The sequence below is a fragment of the Paenibacillus sp. J22P51 genome (assembly GCF_059692215.1).
The window spans coordinates 113,457-128,463 of the sequence record NZ_JCAUAZ010000009.1 but is presented as its reverse complement, the minus strand read 5'-3'; the positions used below and the strand labels follow the sequence as shown (position 1 = coordinate 128,463).

13 protein-coding genes and 1 riboswitch are annotated in these 15,007 nt (G+C 49.9%); of the genes, 9 read left to right on the top strand and 4 right to left on the bottom strand.

The genetic code is table 11. The features are described 5' to 3' along the window. Positions 1-63 precede the first annotated feature (63 nt). The 3 genes from trxB to tpx are packed head-to-tail and all read left to right on the top strand — an operon-like array spanning position 64 to position 1,910. Positions 64-1,041 carry a thioredoxin-disulfide reductase gene (gene trxB / locus AC58QC_RS19735; protein ID WP_497416812.1) on the top strand — a complete coding sequence of 326 codons (978 nt, stop codon included), beginning with the start codon at positions 64-66 and terminating at the stop codon, positions 1,039-1,041. Beyond that, on the top strand, positions 1,031-1,342 hold the full coding sequence (trxA, locus tag AC58QC_RS19730; RefSeq protein WP_497416811.1) for a thioredoxin: 312 nt from the start codon (positions 1,031-1,033) through the stop codon (positions 1,340-1,342). The genes trxB and trxA overlap by 11 nt, the downstream gene beginning before the upstream one ends. A 31-nt stretch (positions 1,343-1,373) precedes the next feature. Continuing rightward, positions 1,374-1,910, top strand: a complete 537-nt coding sequence (tpx, locus tag AC58QC_RS19725; RefSeq protein WP_497416810.1) for a thiol peroxidase — start codon at positions 1,374-1,376, stop codon at positions 1,908-1,910. A 304-nt stretch (positions 1,911-2,214) separates the two neighbouring features. On the opposite strand, the gene AC58QC_RS19720 is transcribed toward tpx, so the two are convergent. Continuing rightward, complete coding sequence (locus AC58QC_RS19720) at positions 2,215-4,599, bottom strand: UvrD-helicase domain-containing protein (RefSeq protein ID WP_497416809.1); 2,385 nt, start codon at positions 4,597-4,599, stop codon at positions 2,215-2,217. A 99-nt stretch (positions 4,600-4,698) separates the two neighbouring features. Between AC58QC_RS19720 and AC58QC_RS19715 the strand changes: the two genes are divergently transcribed. After that, positions 4,699-5,553: a YihY/virulence factor BrkB family protein gene (locus tag AC58QC_RS19715; protein WP_497416808.1), complete on the top strand. Its 855-nt coding sequence runs from the start codon at positions 4,699-4,701 to the stop codon at positions 5,551-5,553. A gap of 52 nt (positions 5,554-5,605) precedes the next feature. Here the strand turns inward: AC58QC_RS19715 and uvsE are convergent, their stop codons facing one another. Both uvsE and pyk read right to left on the bottom strand, forming a co-directional pair. Continuing rightward, positions 5,606-6,553, bottom strand: a complete 948-nt coding sequence (gene uvsE, locus AC58QC_RS19710) for a UV DNA damage repair endonuclease UvsE (protein WP_497416807.1) — start codon at positions 6,551-6,553, stop codon at positions 5,606-5,608. A gap of 474 nt (positions 6,554-7,027) precedes the next feature. Continuing rightward, complete coding sequence (pyk, locus tag AC58QC_RS19705) at positions 7,028-8,440, bottom strand: pyruvate kinase (RefSeq protein WP_497416806.1); 1,413 nt, start codon at positions 8,438-8,440, stop codon at positions 7,028-7,030. A 124-nt stretch (positions 8,441-8,564) separates the two neighbouring features. Between pyk and AC58QC_RS19700 the strand changes: the two genes are divergently transcribed. Beyond that, a complete protein-coding gene (locus tag AC58QC_RS19700) occupies positions 8,565-9,347 on the top strand; it encodes an AraC family transcriptional regulator (protein ID WP_497416805.1) in 783 nt (260 codons plus the stop codon). Here the strand turns inward: AC58QC_RS19700 and AC58QC_RS19695 are convergent, their stop codons facing one another. Next, positions 9,348-10,043, bottom strand: coding sequence for a DUF3105 domain-containing protein (locus AC58QC_RS19695; RefSeq protein ID WP_497416804.1), 696 nt, complete (start codon positions 10,041-10,043; stop codon positions 9,348-9,350). It abuts the gene before it with no gap. Between the two features lie 213 nt (positions 10,044-10,256). Here AC58QC_RS19695 and AC58QC_RS19690 point away from each other — a divergent pair, with 213 nt between their 5' ends. The 4 genes from AC58QC_RS19690 (at position 10,257) to AC58QC_RS19675 (ending at position 14,996) form a co-directional block, all read left to right on the top strand. Continuing rightward, positions 10,257-11,702 (top strand): methyl-accepting chemotaxis protein, encoded by a 1,446-nt coding sequence (locus AC58QC_RS19690; RefSeq protein WP_497416803.1) that lies wholly within the window; start codon positions 10,257-10,259, stop codon positions 11,700-11,702. A 72-nt stretch (positions 11,703-11,774) separates the two neighbouring features. Then, positions 11,775-11,885, top strand: a riboswitch (TPP riboswitch). 138 nt (positions 11,886-12,023) lie between these two features. Continuing rightward, positions 12,024-12,620 carry an ECF transporter S component gene (locus tag AC58QC_RS19685; RefSeq protein WP_497416802.1) on the top strand — a complete coding sequence of 199 codons (597 nt, stop codon included), beginning with the start codon at positions 12,024-12,026 and terminating at the stop codon, positions 12,618-12,620. Between the two features lie 4 nt (positions 12,621-12,624). Next, positions 12,625-14,208 carry an ABC transporter ATP-binding protein gene (locus tag AC58QC_RS19680; RefSeq protein WP_497416801.1) on the top strand — a complete coding sequence of 528 codons (1,584 nt, stop codon included), beginning with the start codon at positions 12,625-12,627 and terminating at the stop codon, positions 14,206-14,208. Continuing rightward, entirely contained in the window at positions 14,199-14,996 is a 798-nt protein-coding gene (locus AC58QC_RS19675) for an energy-coupling factor transporter transmembrane component T family protein (RefSeq protein ID WP_497416800.1), read from the top strand. Before AC58QC_RS19680 ends, AC58QC_RS19675 begins: the two co-directional genes overlap by 10 nt. The last annotated feature ends 11 nt before the right edge of the window (positions 14,997-15,007 follow it).

The following is a 15,007-nucleotide window of genomic DNA, read 5'->3' as shown; positions in this document are numbered from 1 at the left end:
TTAAATTGTGTAAAATATAAAAATGATATTATGCATAACGGTAGTAAAAAAGGAGGGATTCCTATGCATCACCAAGCGATTATTATCGGAACAGGACCCGCGGGACTAACGGCAGCTATCTACTTAGCGAGAGCCAACATGTCGCCGCTTGTTATTGAAGGGATACAGCCAGGTGGTCAACTGACCACGACAACAGAGGTAGATAACTTCCCAGGTTTCCCGGATGGAATCACAGGACCAGAGTTAATGGACAACATGCGGAAACAGGCACTGCGCTTCGGGGCTGCGATTCAGTCAGGACGCGTAACGGAGGTGGATTTCTCCAAACGTCCATTTACTTTATTTCTCGAGGATGGCGGACAATTGACCGCAGACTCGGTAATTATTTCGACAGGTGCAACAGCTAAGAAATTAGGGATTCCTGGTGAAGCCGACAATATCGGCAAAGGAGTCAGTACCTGTGCAACTTGCGACGGATTTTTCTTCCGGAACAAAAAAATTATTGTCATTGGCGGCGGCGACACTGCAATGGAAGAAGCGCAATTCCTGACGAGATTCGCGTCTGAAGTGCGAGTTGTGCATCGCAGAGATGATCTCAAAGCTTCAAAAATCATGCAGGATCATGCTCGCGGCAATAACAAAGTGGCATGGAGCTTGAATCGTACACCGCTTGAAGTGGTGGCGGGACCGCTGGGTGTGACAGGACTGAAAGTCCACAACAACGTTACAGGCGAAGAGGAGCTACTGGAGGCGGATGGGATTTTCCTCGCGATCGGGCATACCCCGAACACAGGCTTCTTGGGCGGGCAGCTGCCAACCGATGAGCTCGGTTATTTGCAGGTGATCCCGGGCACATCACAAACGTCGATACCAGGTGTGTTCGCCTGTGGCGATGTGCAGGATCGTATCTACCGTCAAGCGATTACGTCAGCAGGTAGTGGTTGTATGGCAGCACTCGATGCCGAACGATTTATCTCTGAACATGCTTCACAAGAGCAAGAAGAACAAACAATTCAAGGAGGAATGAGCTATGTCCGTTAATCACATTTCCGATGCTACCTTTCAAAAAGAAACTGGGACCGGTACCGTCCTTGTCGATTTCTGGGCGCCATGGTGCGGCCCATGCAAAATGATCGCTCCGATCCTAGATGAACTATCTGTCGAAGTCGGTGACACCGCCAAAATTGTTAAAATCAATGTAGACGATAACCCAGAGTCCGCTGCTAAGTACAACGTGATGAGCATTCCGACTTTACTTATTTTCAAAGATGGGCAAGTGGTGGATCAGCTTGTTGGGGTGCAGAGTAAAGAGAAATTGAAGGCTGTTATTGCAGGGGTTTAACCATTCAAATATATCTTAGGAGGATTTTGATATGACACAAGCACTAACACACGTACACGAGCGCACGGGGGTAGCTACACTTGGAGGAAACCCGATCACTTTGCTTGGGCCAGAAATTAAAGTAGGGGATCAAGCGCCAGATTTTAGAGTAAATAAGGATCTGATGACCGAAGTAAGCTTAGCGGATTATGCAGGCAAAATAAAGCTAATATCCGTTGTGCCTTCCGTGGATACAGGAACATGTGACGCTCAGACGCGCCGCTTCAATGTGGAAGCCGACAAACTTGGTGACGAAGTAGTCATCTTGACGATCTCCGTGGATCTACCGTTTGCTCAAAGCCGTTTCTGCGGCGCTGCGGGTATTGATAAAGTCGTCACCCTGTCTGACTACAAAAATCGCTCATTCGGCCAAGCTTACGGCGTGCTTATCAAAGAGATTCAATTGGATCAGCGTGCGATTTTCATCGTGGATGCGAATGACACGGTTCGTTATGTGGAGTATTTGACTGAAATGAAGGATCATCCGGATTATGATGCGGCGTTAAGTGCATTGAGGGAGTTAGTGTAAGAGGTAGTTGGGAGAAAAGAAAAAGAGCAGCGATCCCATGTGGGATGGCTGCTCTTTGGCGTTGAAGAGAGCGGATGTTGTAGAATGTACAACATTATATCGATTGAAGCTTCATTTAGAAGGGGATGTTGTATTTCATACAACATAAATACTCGATTTGGCCGAAAAGGACATAAAATCCTCTAAAATGTTGTATTTTTACAACATCCGAGCCGAACAAGGTGGATTTGGATGATAAATGTTGTACGGAGTACAACATGCATGGTTGGGGCAATGTGAACGGCGCGCGAGATCGCGCCGCCTGTTACCGTCGCGCCAGCGCGATCTCGCGGCTGCCCTTGACCATGCCCGCGCCGCAGAGCGGGCACGCCTTCGCCGCGAGTCGTGCCTCCTGCGGCGAAGAGATCCGCGACCAGGCTTTGCAGCCGGTCGCGCCGCACAACCACGCCGCGACCCGCTCGGTCGCGGTCGCAGCACTACCGCCAGCCACGGCTCCGCTGGTGGCTGACCGCCCTCCAGTCGCAGCTCCGCCAGCGACTGACCGCCCGGCCGCCGCTCCGCCAGCGGCCGCACCAAACCCGCCAGCCGGCTTGCTGCGGCTGGTCACAACCCCTGCGTCCGCGCCAGGGAACGCGGACAGCAGGAACCGGGAAGGCTCCGCCTTCTTCCCGCGATAGAACGCCGGCGAGCTGATCAGCAGCTCGCCTTTCGCCCTTGTCACGGCGACATAAGCCAGTCGCCGTTCTTCCTCGAGCGCGGCGGTTCCCTTGTCGCGCCCCGCAACGCCGGCCATTTTGACATCGTCCAAATGGCTTGCATCCAGTGCCGAGCTATGCGGCATATTGCCTTCAATCGCACAGAGCAGGTACACGATCGGGAACTCGAGTCCCTTTGATTTATGAATGGTCATGAGCGAAATTTTGTCCGCAAATTGTTCTTTGCTCTGCACCCTCATTTCCGTGCGTTTTTCCGCCACTTCATGGATAAAATAAAGAAATTGCTCCACCGTATTGAATCGCTTGGCAGAGGACTCCAGCTCGTCCAGCGTTTCTTTCAGCATCTCGCGATGCTGTGTGAGCTTGCTGCGCTTGTTCGTTTCGAGGAACGCATCGTAGAAATCCTTGCGAATCGCTTGAATCGCCGCCAACGGCGTCATCTCCACGAGAGATTTGATCAAACGAATGCGGGCTTTCAGCTTGTCTTTCTGAAAATCCTTCAACTGCGGAAGCCCAAGCAGGTGGATTAAGGGCCATTTTTTCGCCTGAATCGCTTCCTGATCTTGAATAATACGCATGCCTTGGTCTCGTCCAATATATAATGAGGGGAGGACACCTTCGATGGCTTCGAAATTCCGCCGCTCATGCGCAATTCGCAAATGGTCAATAATTGGCTTGACCATCCACTGTTCGTAGAAGGAATCATTGGTGCCATAATCCACAAAAGGGAGGTTATGCAGGATGAGCTGCTCAATAATGGCCCGACTGTTGCTCGCAGTCCGATACAAAATCGCAAAATCCCCATACTGGCTGCCGCCCTCTGCGACTTTAAGCCGAAGGTCGTTGATTAGCCAATCCGCCTCATCGTCGCTGTTCGCAGGTTTAACATAATGCGGCTTTAGCGTGCTTTCCTTTGTTGCAAGAAGCGTTTTGGCTTTCCGCTGCACGTTGTGCTTGATAATCGCATTGCCCAAACCAACAATACTCGACGTTGAGCGATAGTTGATATCCAGCGTAACAGTTGTTGCGGTAGGGTATTGCTCATGGAATTGCAAAATAAATTCATTTTTCGCCCCGTTGAACGAATAAATTGTTTGATCATCGTCACCTACAACCATTAAATTCTGGTGGGCGGCCGCAATCATTTTAATAATTTCATACTGAACCGTATTCGTATCCTGAAATTCATCGACGCTGATGTATGTGAATTTCCGCTGCATAGAGCGCAATATATCGGGATTATGGAGCAATAGCTGGTACGCTTTGATCAAAATATCATCGAAATCGATCTTCATTTGCTCCATTTTCCACTGTTCATACTGCAAGAAAATCTTCTTAACTTCCTGCTCCTCTTCCGTACCTTCGGGGAGATCCTCGATCTCCATGAGCTGCATTTTGTAGGAGGAAAGCAGTGAAATGAGCACTTCAGGCTGATACGTATCCTGTAAGCCCATACTAAGCATGATTCGCTTGAAAACGATTTGCTGAAAGCGCCCATCACTCATAATCTCCTGCTGAAGCCCGTTCATACGCAGTAATCGCAGGCAAAAAGCATGGAACGTTCGTACCTGCATCACGTTAGCCATACTAGAATGAAGACCAGGCATCGTCGTGAGACGTTCACGCATTTCTTCAGCGGCTTTTTTCGAAAACGTTATAAGAAGCAGATTCGCAGCTTGTACCTGATGGACACGTAGCAAGTAAGCGACTCGGCACACAAGTACGGTCGTTTTACCCGAACCTGCGCCAGCAAGTGTGAGAAGAGGGCCTTTGAAATGGCGCACAGCCTTGATTTGAGCTTCATTTAGTAGGATGCCGTGCTGCTCCAAATCGCGAAAAAAATAAGCATCCGGATCCGTTTCGGGCACGAGCTCCGTGCTATTCGTAAGAAGCGCCATTTTCGCATGGGGCACGGGACGCTCTGCGGTTGGTTTAAAGCCTAATGGCGTTGTATACATAGGAATTGAATTCATGTGACCACCTGTTTCATAACAATGTTTCTTGCATGCCTTTGAAAGACTGAACCATCGATTATATCACAAATAAAGCCGTATGAAAGGAAAAATAGACGTATGGTTAAATCTTACGCTAAATTACTGTGGAAACAGTTTAACGAACACGATGCCACGGGTCTTGCAGCTGAGTGCGCGTACTACTTTCTGCTCTCCATATTTCCGCTGCTGCTGTTTGTGATAAGTTTACTAGGGTACTTACCGTTCTCATCTGATGATGTAATTGGTTTAATCCGTGAGTATATTCCAGGTGCTGTAGCGGGCTGGTTAGAGGAAACGCTTAGTAATTTGCTCAATGTCAAAAGAGGCGGAACCCTCTCATTCGGATTAATTTTGGCCTTAGTAAGTGCTAGCGCGGCGATGAATGCGATCGTGCGTTCAGTTAATAAAGCGTACGGACTGCCGGCGCGTAAAAGCTTCATCCATTCTCGCTTCCTAGCTGTTATGCTTACGTTAGGGATGCTAGTTGTGATCGTATCGGCGCTGCTGCTCAGCGTATTTGGCCATAGGATTGGCGATTGGACAGCGGAGCATGTTCATATCGCGGCAGCACATATTGAGCTGTGGAACCATCTGCGGTGGATTATTAACTTTGTCATCATTTTCGTCGTTTTCATAGGTATCTACTACATCGCGCCGAATACCTGCTTAACATGCAAAAGTGTACTGCCAGGCGCCTTATTCGCGGCCATCGGTTGGCAAGGTACGTCGCTGGGGTTCTCCTTCTATGTCAACAGCTTTACGAACTATAGCGCGACGTATGGCAGTATCGGCGGGGTCATCGTGTTGATGACCTGGTTCTACATCTCTGCGCTCATTATCATTATTGGCGGTGAAATTAACGCCTTGCGTCATGTGAAAAATATACACATGGCCAATGCAGCCCTTGATACGACGAAAAAGAACCGTGTCTGAGATCTTATCAGAATCGGTTCTTTTTTTGTTTCTTGGTCACGGTAAGTCAGCCTCACCAACTCAAAACCCCGCCTTCCAGTCGCTTAACGCCGCGGATTTTGCCAAGCTGCTCGGCTAAGCGGAACAGCGCCAAATCCTTCACCTTCGCTTCAATCATGACGTCGATGCGCGGGAGGTCGATCTCTTTGCAGCTTTTTAGAAAAGCCGTCAGCATCTCCGGCTCGATGTAGTCCGAGTGCGAGCGAAATTCCTTCTCGCTTTTTGGCGAGGAGACATGGATTTTCATCGGCAGGTCGCCCCATGTCTGCGCGATCTGGGGAATTAGCTCGATGGGTGAAACGGCGGAGGGATTGCACCAGTCGTGGTGCAAATCCAGCATGCACGGCCGCTGCAGCTTCTGACTCACGGTGAGCGTTTCCTCCAACGTGTACGTTTTATCATCGTTCTCGAACGTAAGCCGCCGCATCGCATGCTCGGGCACCTTCGGTGCGTTGTCGAGTAGCTTCTGCGTCGCAGCCTCCTTGTCGCCGTACACTCCGCCAACGTGGATGTTAATGATGGCGGTCTCGTCCAACCCCATGCCATCTAGAATGGCCGCATGATAATTCAAATCGTCGATGGCGGCATCGACAACCTTATCGCTTCCGTTAAGCAGCGTGAATTGGTTCGGATGCATGCTGAGCCGAATATCATGCTCCTTTGCGAAGTCACCGAGCTTGCGAAGCTCATCCGCGTACTCCGCGGCAACATCAATCCTCACATCCGGATGGGTAGCTAGCGGAATCAGTGCGGATGACAGCCGAAACAACCGAATGCCGTGAGCGGCATTATAGTAGAGTATGCGCTGTGTGGCTTGAAGGTTTTTGCGGCCAATTTCAATGGCCCGCTGCATGGCCTCCTCGCGCGGCCGCTCCGAGAAAAGCTTGTACGTGAACGTCGAGCTAGGTGTGTTGTTGAAAATCGCCATTGCGGTGGATACAAATCCAAGTCGAATAATCACGTGCGGCCTCCGTTACTTGATAGTAAAGTGATACTCTAGCGCTAGTGTACCCTATTTTCCAACTAATTTAGGCGTTCAACACGCAGGTCAATCCAAGGCCATCGCACCCGCCTTCTATAAATCAAAAAGCCCCCACTCCACAGGACAAAGGTGGAAGGGGGCTATCAAGTTTGCGCTATGCAGGCAATTTAACTGTAAAAAGTACATCTAATTTGCCGGAATTCGGCCGAAATTCACCGATAAATGGAAAATGTCCATCTATTCTTCCGTATTCCGCCGACTTCCTCGCGATTCCTCGAGAATAACTGGAGCTTTTCCAGTTATTTCGCCCCGCGGGCGGAAATGAACGGAATTAGATGGAGGTTTTCCATCTAATCCTTCAGTCGACGCCGAGTGGGCGTGGATTGCGACATGCTCCCGTAGGACAGGCTTTGATTGCTGCGCAGCAGAAGAGAACTGTACAGGCGAGCTACCCTAAACCCGCTCAACCTTCAACAGGTTGGTCGTACCGGACTTCCCAACCGGAATACCGGCGGAGACGACGGTGAGGTCGCCTTTTTTTACATAACCAAGCGTCTCCGCTTGGTTGATCGCAGAGCGGATCATTGCATCTGTGGATTCGCAGAACTCGCCCAGAACAGGGATAACGCCCTGTACCATGCTCAATTGGCTGATCGCATGCTGACTGTTCGTCACCGCGATAATCGGTGCTTCTGGGCGATATTTCGCGATCATCCGCGCTGTAAATCCAGTCTCGGTCGGTGTTAGAATCGCCGCTGCATGCAGCTTGTTCGCGGAAGATACTACCGCTTGGCACAACACCTCAGTGATTTCGTTGTTGGACTGAAGCTGTGCATCAACCAAGGAGCTGCGCACCATCGTTTGCTCAACGCGCTCAGCGATGGTCGCCATCATCGTCACGGACTCGATCGGATACTTGCCTGCGGCTGTTTCACCAGAGAGCATCACAACATCACTGCCGTCAAGCACGGCATTGGCCACATCACTCACTTCTGCGCGAGTCGGACGTGGATTGCGCTGCATGGAATCCAGCATTTGCGTAGCTGTAATAACAGGCTTACCAGCGAGGTTACAAGCGCGAATCATATCTTTTTGTGCAATCGGAACTTCTTCCGTCGGAATTTCAACACCCAGATCGCCACGGGCAACCATGATGCCGTCGGACGCTTCCAAGATGGAGGCGAAGTTCGTCATGCCTTCTTCGTTCTCAATTTTGGAGATAATCGGCGTTAAGCCAGCGCCGTGCTGCTCCAGAAGCGCACGAACCTCACGAACGTCGTTTCCGTTTCGAACGAAGGACATTGCGACGATCGAAATATTCTCCTCAACACCGAATTTGATGTGCATGACATCGCGCTCTGTTACACCCGGCAGGGAAGTGCGTACACCCGGCAAGTTAACACCTTTGCGCTGTTTCAACTGAGCAGGGTTCAGTACCGTACAAGTAACCTCTGTATCATCGATCATTTCAACGCGCAGCTCGATGGAGCCGTCGTCGATCAACACGAGATTGCCCGGTTTAACATCTTGCGGCAAGCCTGGATAGTTCACGGATACGCGGCTGGAGTCTCCGATAATTTGTTCCGTTGTCAATACGATGCGATCGCCCGTTTGCAAGTCATAAGAAGCATCTTTCAATTGACCGATGCGGATTTCTGGGCCTTTAATATCCATCAGAATCGGGATAATAACACCCATTTCTTGCGCAGCTTGGCGCACGCGCTGAATACGACCGCGGTGCTCGTCCAGATCGCCGTGAGCCATATTTAATCTGGCAACGCTCATGCCAGAGCGAATTAATTCTTTCAGGGTAGGGACGGAGTCACACGCGGGACCCATCGTACAAATGATTTTCGTTTTACGCATCGTGAAGGACTTCCTTTCGAATGTAAGAGATTAGTTGGCTTCATTATATGCCTTATTGATGTGAGTTTCTATGAACTATAGTATGATATATGTAATATAGTACGAAAAAGGAGACGGGGATCCTATGCAGCTAACAGGGTTTCACTATGATAAAAGCAGCACTTGGAACGAGGAACAGCCCAATAACCGTCCGGTTTGGACACTGATTTTCGTGATCTATGGCCGCTGTGTGTATTGGATCAACGAGAAAAAACAAGTGCTTGAGAAGGGTCAATGGCTGCTCATTCCGAGAGCTACCCCATATTATGGTCGAAGTGTGCCTACAAAAATTCATGAAAAATTTGTGCTCCATATAGATGCACAAGCAGCTGCTGACATCTTTCCGCTGCTCCAACAACCGTCCCATACTTCTCGTCAAACGGGCAAATTTGACATTATCGCAGACAGGCTGCGACTGATCTATCGCGGATGGCAAGACAAACAGCCCTATTACATGGCGCTATGCGAAGCGCATCTGCAAGAGCTGTTTGTGTATCTCCAACGGGAGTGGGATCAAGCGGCCACTACCTCGGCAACCGCACTTCTCGTGGAGCAAATGAAGGGGTATATCCAGAATCATTACCGCGAGCATGTGACCAAGGACGAGTTAGGCGCCTGCATTAGCCGGTCTCCGAATTACGCGGCATCCCTTTTTCGCCAAGTCACAGGTCAAACGATCAGTGAATTCGTGCACGTCACGAGGATCAAAACAGCTGTCTACATGCTGCGTCATTCCGCACTGACCGTAACCGAAATAGCCGAATTTATCGGCTATAACGATCCTTCATATTTTTACCGCGTCTTCCGTAGAATCACGGGTTTAGTGCCAACTGAGCTAGTTTCAGATCGTGAAACCATTCGCAAATAACTACATAGTTCCGCCGCCGAGTCGCACGTTAGCAGGGATTTGCTCAGGACCTTTGTTGATATAGTCGTAAATAAATGTACCAACGCTGGCCTCATCGTATTTAGCAAGCGCCATTGTTTTCGTCCAAGCGGTCACGACAACCTCTTGATCTGCAGGTACATCTGGGTTAGGTACCGCGAGAACGCCAGCACCAGCCGTCGTGAAATGAGTCAAATATTCGATTTGATCGAGCAGTTCTTTCGGTGCATCGGGATGGTAATGGATGATGATGTCGCCATGCTCTAAATTATGGACAAGCATCTCGTAACCAGGTCTCTCCTTATAGAAACCGAACTTCAAATCGTGAGGGCTATGTGTGCCTGAGGTAGGGATTTTCATCTCGTACATTAAGGTACCATCCTTGTGATCGCGTCCGTAATCCTTATCTGTAGTGACCTTAATAGGTGCATGGAAATTTAGCTTGTCTAGACTATACTTGCCGGCGGAGCTTTGAATGAGAGAAGTACCTACACTGCCAATAGCGATAATAAGCAGCGCGTGTGAAATAAGGAGCCAAGTTTTATGCTTCTTTTTCAGGGCTTGCTTTTCGGCTTTTTTTAACCGAGAGGTGTTATCTTTGTTCATTCTAGCTGCCAGCACATAACCAATAATAGCTGCAATCAGCATGACTAGTCCGATATAAAGCAACGTTGTCATCGTTTCTGTCCCTCCTGCATCGTGGAATGATCCATCCTAGATAATATTTGAAAAATAATGAAGACACTACAAATTGTAGTTTTTCTATGGGGTAGAAGTCAACTTCTAATGTGTTCCTGATTTTGGCATCAAAAATAGAGGGTTTAAAGACCTTGATGTTGAATAGTGTAGGAAAATGTCTAATTTTGTAGAAGTTATTTAGGGGGATAAACGATGTCTGATCAACTGCTCGAATTAAACAGAAGGAATAGCTTAATGGTTAAGCTTTTATGGGCGTGTCTTGCACTTGGGGTCGCGGCTGCGTATACATCTGTAACCACGATGTTAACGCTCTTCTCGGCCGGTGTGCCAATTGCAATCTTTTGCTCGATATTAACTTGGAAGAAGACTGCAATTCCTTATACGAAATATATTATTGCGGTCGGGCTAAGTGTGATTTCTTATTTTTTCATGTCAACTAGCTCGTCTTTAATTGGTATACTTATTTTGTATCTTAGTTTAGCCCTCATTTCTTTATATATGGACTACAAGCCGCTTGTGCTGAATGGTGTGCTTGGGATGGTCATTATGAATGTTTACATAACAACGCTTACGCCGCAAGTGGATACGATTGGGGTTAATGCTTTTTATCTGCTCACGATCATGACTCTCATCGGTCAAGGCCAAATCGGGACAAGAATGCTTACGAACGTTGCCAAAAGCGCGAAAGAATCTGAGCTATCACGGACCAAAACAGACGAAGTGCTATCAGGCGTGCGTACGACGACAGAAGTGCTGGGTACATCAAGTGGAAACTTACAAGAGAACGCCGCTGTGACAGGTAGAATTACTGAGGAAGTGGTTGCTGCTTTTCAGGAAATTACCATCGGTATTGAATCACAAGCATCTAGTATTAACGATATTACTTCAGCCATTCAGCATGTGAATGAGACGGTTGAACAGACCACTGCGGCATCGAATACAATGAGCAGCAGATCTCGGGATACGGCGCGAATGACGAATGAAGGCAAGACCCAGATGAAAGATTTGTCGCTCAAAATCAATGATATTACCGTTATCGTCACCGAGACCTCCAACATCATGAATGAAGTGAACGAAGAGAACGTGAAAATTGGGAACATTGTTTCCACCATTGCCGAGATCGCGAATCAGACGAATTTATTGTCGTTGAATGCTTCCATTGAGGCTGCGCGTGCAGGCGAGCACGGGAAAGGCTTCTCCGTTGTGGCTAACGAAATTCGAAAGCTGGCGCAAAATGCACACATCGCCTCGACCGATATTTCGGAAATCCTAGGCTCGATTCAGGCTAAAGTCGTGACAGCCGTTGAGAAGGTTGCCGTTGGGATTACAGCCGTAGAATCAGGTAAGAAATCGACAGATAGCGTAAGCCAATTGTTCGAGGTCATCAACACGAATACAGCGGAAGTCATGGAGCAAGCAGAGCATCTGCAGCGCATGAATCAACAATTGCAAGTTTCCTCACAGCGTGTCGCAGAAGAGATGACGTCCGTTGCAGCGATCACAGAGGAGTCGGCAGCTTCCGTTCAGGAGGTACTGGCAAGCGCTGAAGTACAGCAGCATCGCGTACAGGATATTGTGGACAGCATCCGTCAATTGAGCGGGTTAACGCAGGATCTGAAGCATCTGATCGAAAAGTAAGCGTTGCGCGAAATCCTTTTGGGAAAAAAAGGATTGCCAAAAGGTGGCTAATCCGCTACAGTTAAGCCAAATGAATAGCAACACGGGTGCTTGATGAAGTCAGGCTGAGATAGTGGCCCTATGCCACTGACCGTTAATCTGATCTGGATAATGCCAGCGTAGAGACCTTATGTGCTTTTTATGCACGAATGTTCAAGCCTGCCGTTAATCCGGTGGGCTTTTTTTGTCCCTTAGGGGGCGAAAGGGACCATGTATCCAAGGTTGGCGTGTTCGCCTATCTCATTGACAAATATGGATTTGGGAAAAGGAGTCGAGTAGAAGATGGCGCAAAAGGAAGCAAGTAAACAAGGGTTAAAGCTGACCGATATTTTGATCACAATTGTCATATCGGCGGTATTCGGTGTGATTTATCGGATTTGGGGACCGTTGTATGATCTGATGAAACCGCTAGGAATACATGCGGAGCAGTTAAGCTACGGGATGTGGTTCATGGCCGCAACCTTCGCTTTCCTCGTCATTCGTAAGCCTGGGGTTGCCCTGTTGGCAGAAGTGGCGGCAGCAACGATTGAGGCGTTGTATGGCGGCCATTGGGGAGTGGCGACGCTCGTGTTTGGTTTGCTTCAAGGGCTTGGTGCGGAGCTGATATTTGCTGCTTTCCGCTATCGTCGCACGAATGTAGGGGTAACGATACTCGCAGCATTTGCATCGGCCATTATGTCCATTTTTGTGGATACGTACTATGGGTATATCGATCAGCTTACTTTCTGGAATTACATATTGTTTGTTAGCCTGCGTCTACTGGGCAGCGCCTTGATTGCTGGGGTGTTCGCGTATTATTTAACGAGCGCATTGTCTCGCACAGGTGTGCTGAATCTGATTCGTCCGGTGTCCAAAAAAGATTACGACGTGCTGGGGTAACAAGATGAGTGAGGGAATGAGCGTTACCAACCTAAGGTTAAAATATCCTGGCGATGACGCCCCCCTGATTTTTCAGGGGGTTTCCTTTTCCGTCGAGCCCGGTGAAAAGGTGCTGCTTCTGGGACCTAGCGGCTGCGGGAAATCGACCCTGCTTCAAGTACTGAGTGGAATCGTACCCGACATGATCGAGCTGCCGCTCAAGGCGGATGAGATTCGCAGACCTAGCCGGTGGGGCTATGTGTTTCAGGACCCAGATACGCAGTTCTGTATGCCCTATATCGACGAAGAGATCGCGTTCGTGTTGGAAAATCAGGAAGTGCCGCGGGAAGAGATGCCTATGTGCATTCGGTACTATTTGGACTTGGTCGGGCTTCAGGTGCCTAATGCTCACACGCTGATAAGCACACTGTCTCAAGGGATGAAGCAACGCCTAGCGATTGCTAGCGTACTGGCGCTTGAGCCAGAGGTACTCTTTCTCGACGAGCCCACGGCGCTGCTGGATGAAGAGGGCACGAAGCAGGTATGGGACACGATTCGGACAATTAGCGGGGACAAAACCCTCCTCATCGTAGAGCACAAAATTAGCGGCATGCTGGATCTGCTCGATCGGTTGATCATCCTGACACCCGAGGGTAGGGTTTTAGCGGATGGATCGCCACGTGCTATGTTCGAGATGTACAAAGCACAAATGAGGGAATATGGCATTTGGTATCCCGAGGTGTGGGAGGATTATGCCAAGGAGCAAGGGACTAGAGCTGTTGAGGGAGAGCTGGAACAGGGGATCAATCAAGAGAAAGCGAGAGTGAAACATCAGGGAGCTGCTGACGAGAACTTACTAGCGTCTTTGAGGGTAGACGACCCAAGGAAAGCGCCAGAAAGCGCTCAGTCCATTGAGCCCGTTATGGTTTTTCAAGATTTCGTGGGGCTTCGCGGCGGGCAGACCAGGACCTCTGTGGATAACTTTAGCGTATATCCAGGAGACTGGATCACCGTTGTCGGTGCCAACGGTGCAGGCAAAAGCTCGCTGCTCCTAGCGATCATGCGGCTCATTCCGACCCGCGGAAGTTGTGTGATCGCGGGTGTGAAGGGCAACAAAGTCGAGCAGCTTGCGGAGCAAGTCGGCTTTGTGTTTCAGAACCCGGAGTTCCAGTTCGTCACGAACTCCGTAGAGGAGGAGCTGGCCTATGGCTTGCCAGAGGGTCAGCCGAGGAACGGACAGTGGGCAGCGGCCGAGCTGCTGCTCCGGGAGTACGACCTGCTCGCGCTGCGCGAGCGGCACCCTTTCCAGCTCTCGATGGGCCAGAAGCGTAGGCTCAGTGTGGCCTCCGCGATGGTTCGCGGGCCACGAATCCTGCTGCTGGATGAGCCCACCTTCGGGCTCGATGCGCGCGGCACGCTGCGCATGCTCGAGCAGCTGGAGCGGCTGCGCGCCAGCGGGACCGTGATCGTCATGGTTACGCACGATCACGAGATCGTGAAGCGCTGGGCCACGCGCGTCTGGCAGGTCGAAGTGGGGCGTGTGACGGAAGGCGCGCCCTCGCCCGTAGTGACAGTTGTCGCGGGAGGTGGGCCGCTGCTATGCAAATAACATTCAGCTTTCGCGAAACGTGGCTGCATCGGGTAAACCCGGGTGTGAAGCTTATCTCATCGATTTTGCTATTCATCGTTGTCGTCTTCACACATAATCTCAATACGATGCTGATCTTGACGTTGGGCGCGTTATTGCCGCTTGCCTTGTTGTCCGGTCATCCAGCCAAAAGGCTGCTTCTGTATGCTTCGCCATTTCTGCTGCTCTTTGTGTCATCCTCAGCCGGGATGATGATGTTCGGTAACGGGGATACCCTATGGTTTCACTTCGGGATTGTACGCATTACCGAGGAAAGCTTTTACCGCGGGATCCATCTTGGTTTGCGCGGTATGCAGGTAGCCGCCGTGGGCTTGCTGTTCAGTTTGACCACGCGGCCTGTCGCGTTGTTTTACGCGATGATGCAGCAGTGGAAGGTCGCGCCGAAGTACGCGTACAGTTTCATGGCAGCCATGCGAATGCTGCCTGTCATTCTCGAAGAGCTGCAGACGCTCCGATACGCGCTCAAGGTCAGAGGCAAGCGTAAGCAGCGGAATCCGCTGACATCGTGGTATACCACGATGCGGATGATCGCGATCCCGCTGCTGGCTCAAAGCATTCGCCGTGCCCACAGGACGGCCGTTGCCATGGAAGCAAAGCGTTTTTCGATGAGTCGCAAACGAACGTATTATTATGTATCCTCTTACTCCAAGTTGGATGTGTATTATAGCCTCTACTGGATTGTGCTCATAGCAGCAGCTCATTGGCTAGCTGTCACTTGGCCGATTTGGCATGCGGTGGATGTTCGTTGAGGTTTCCTGAA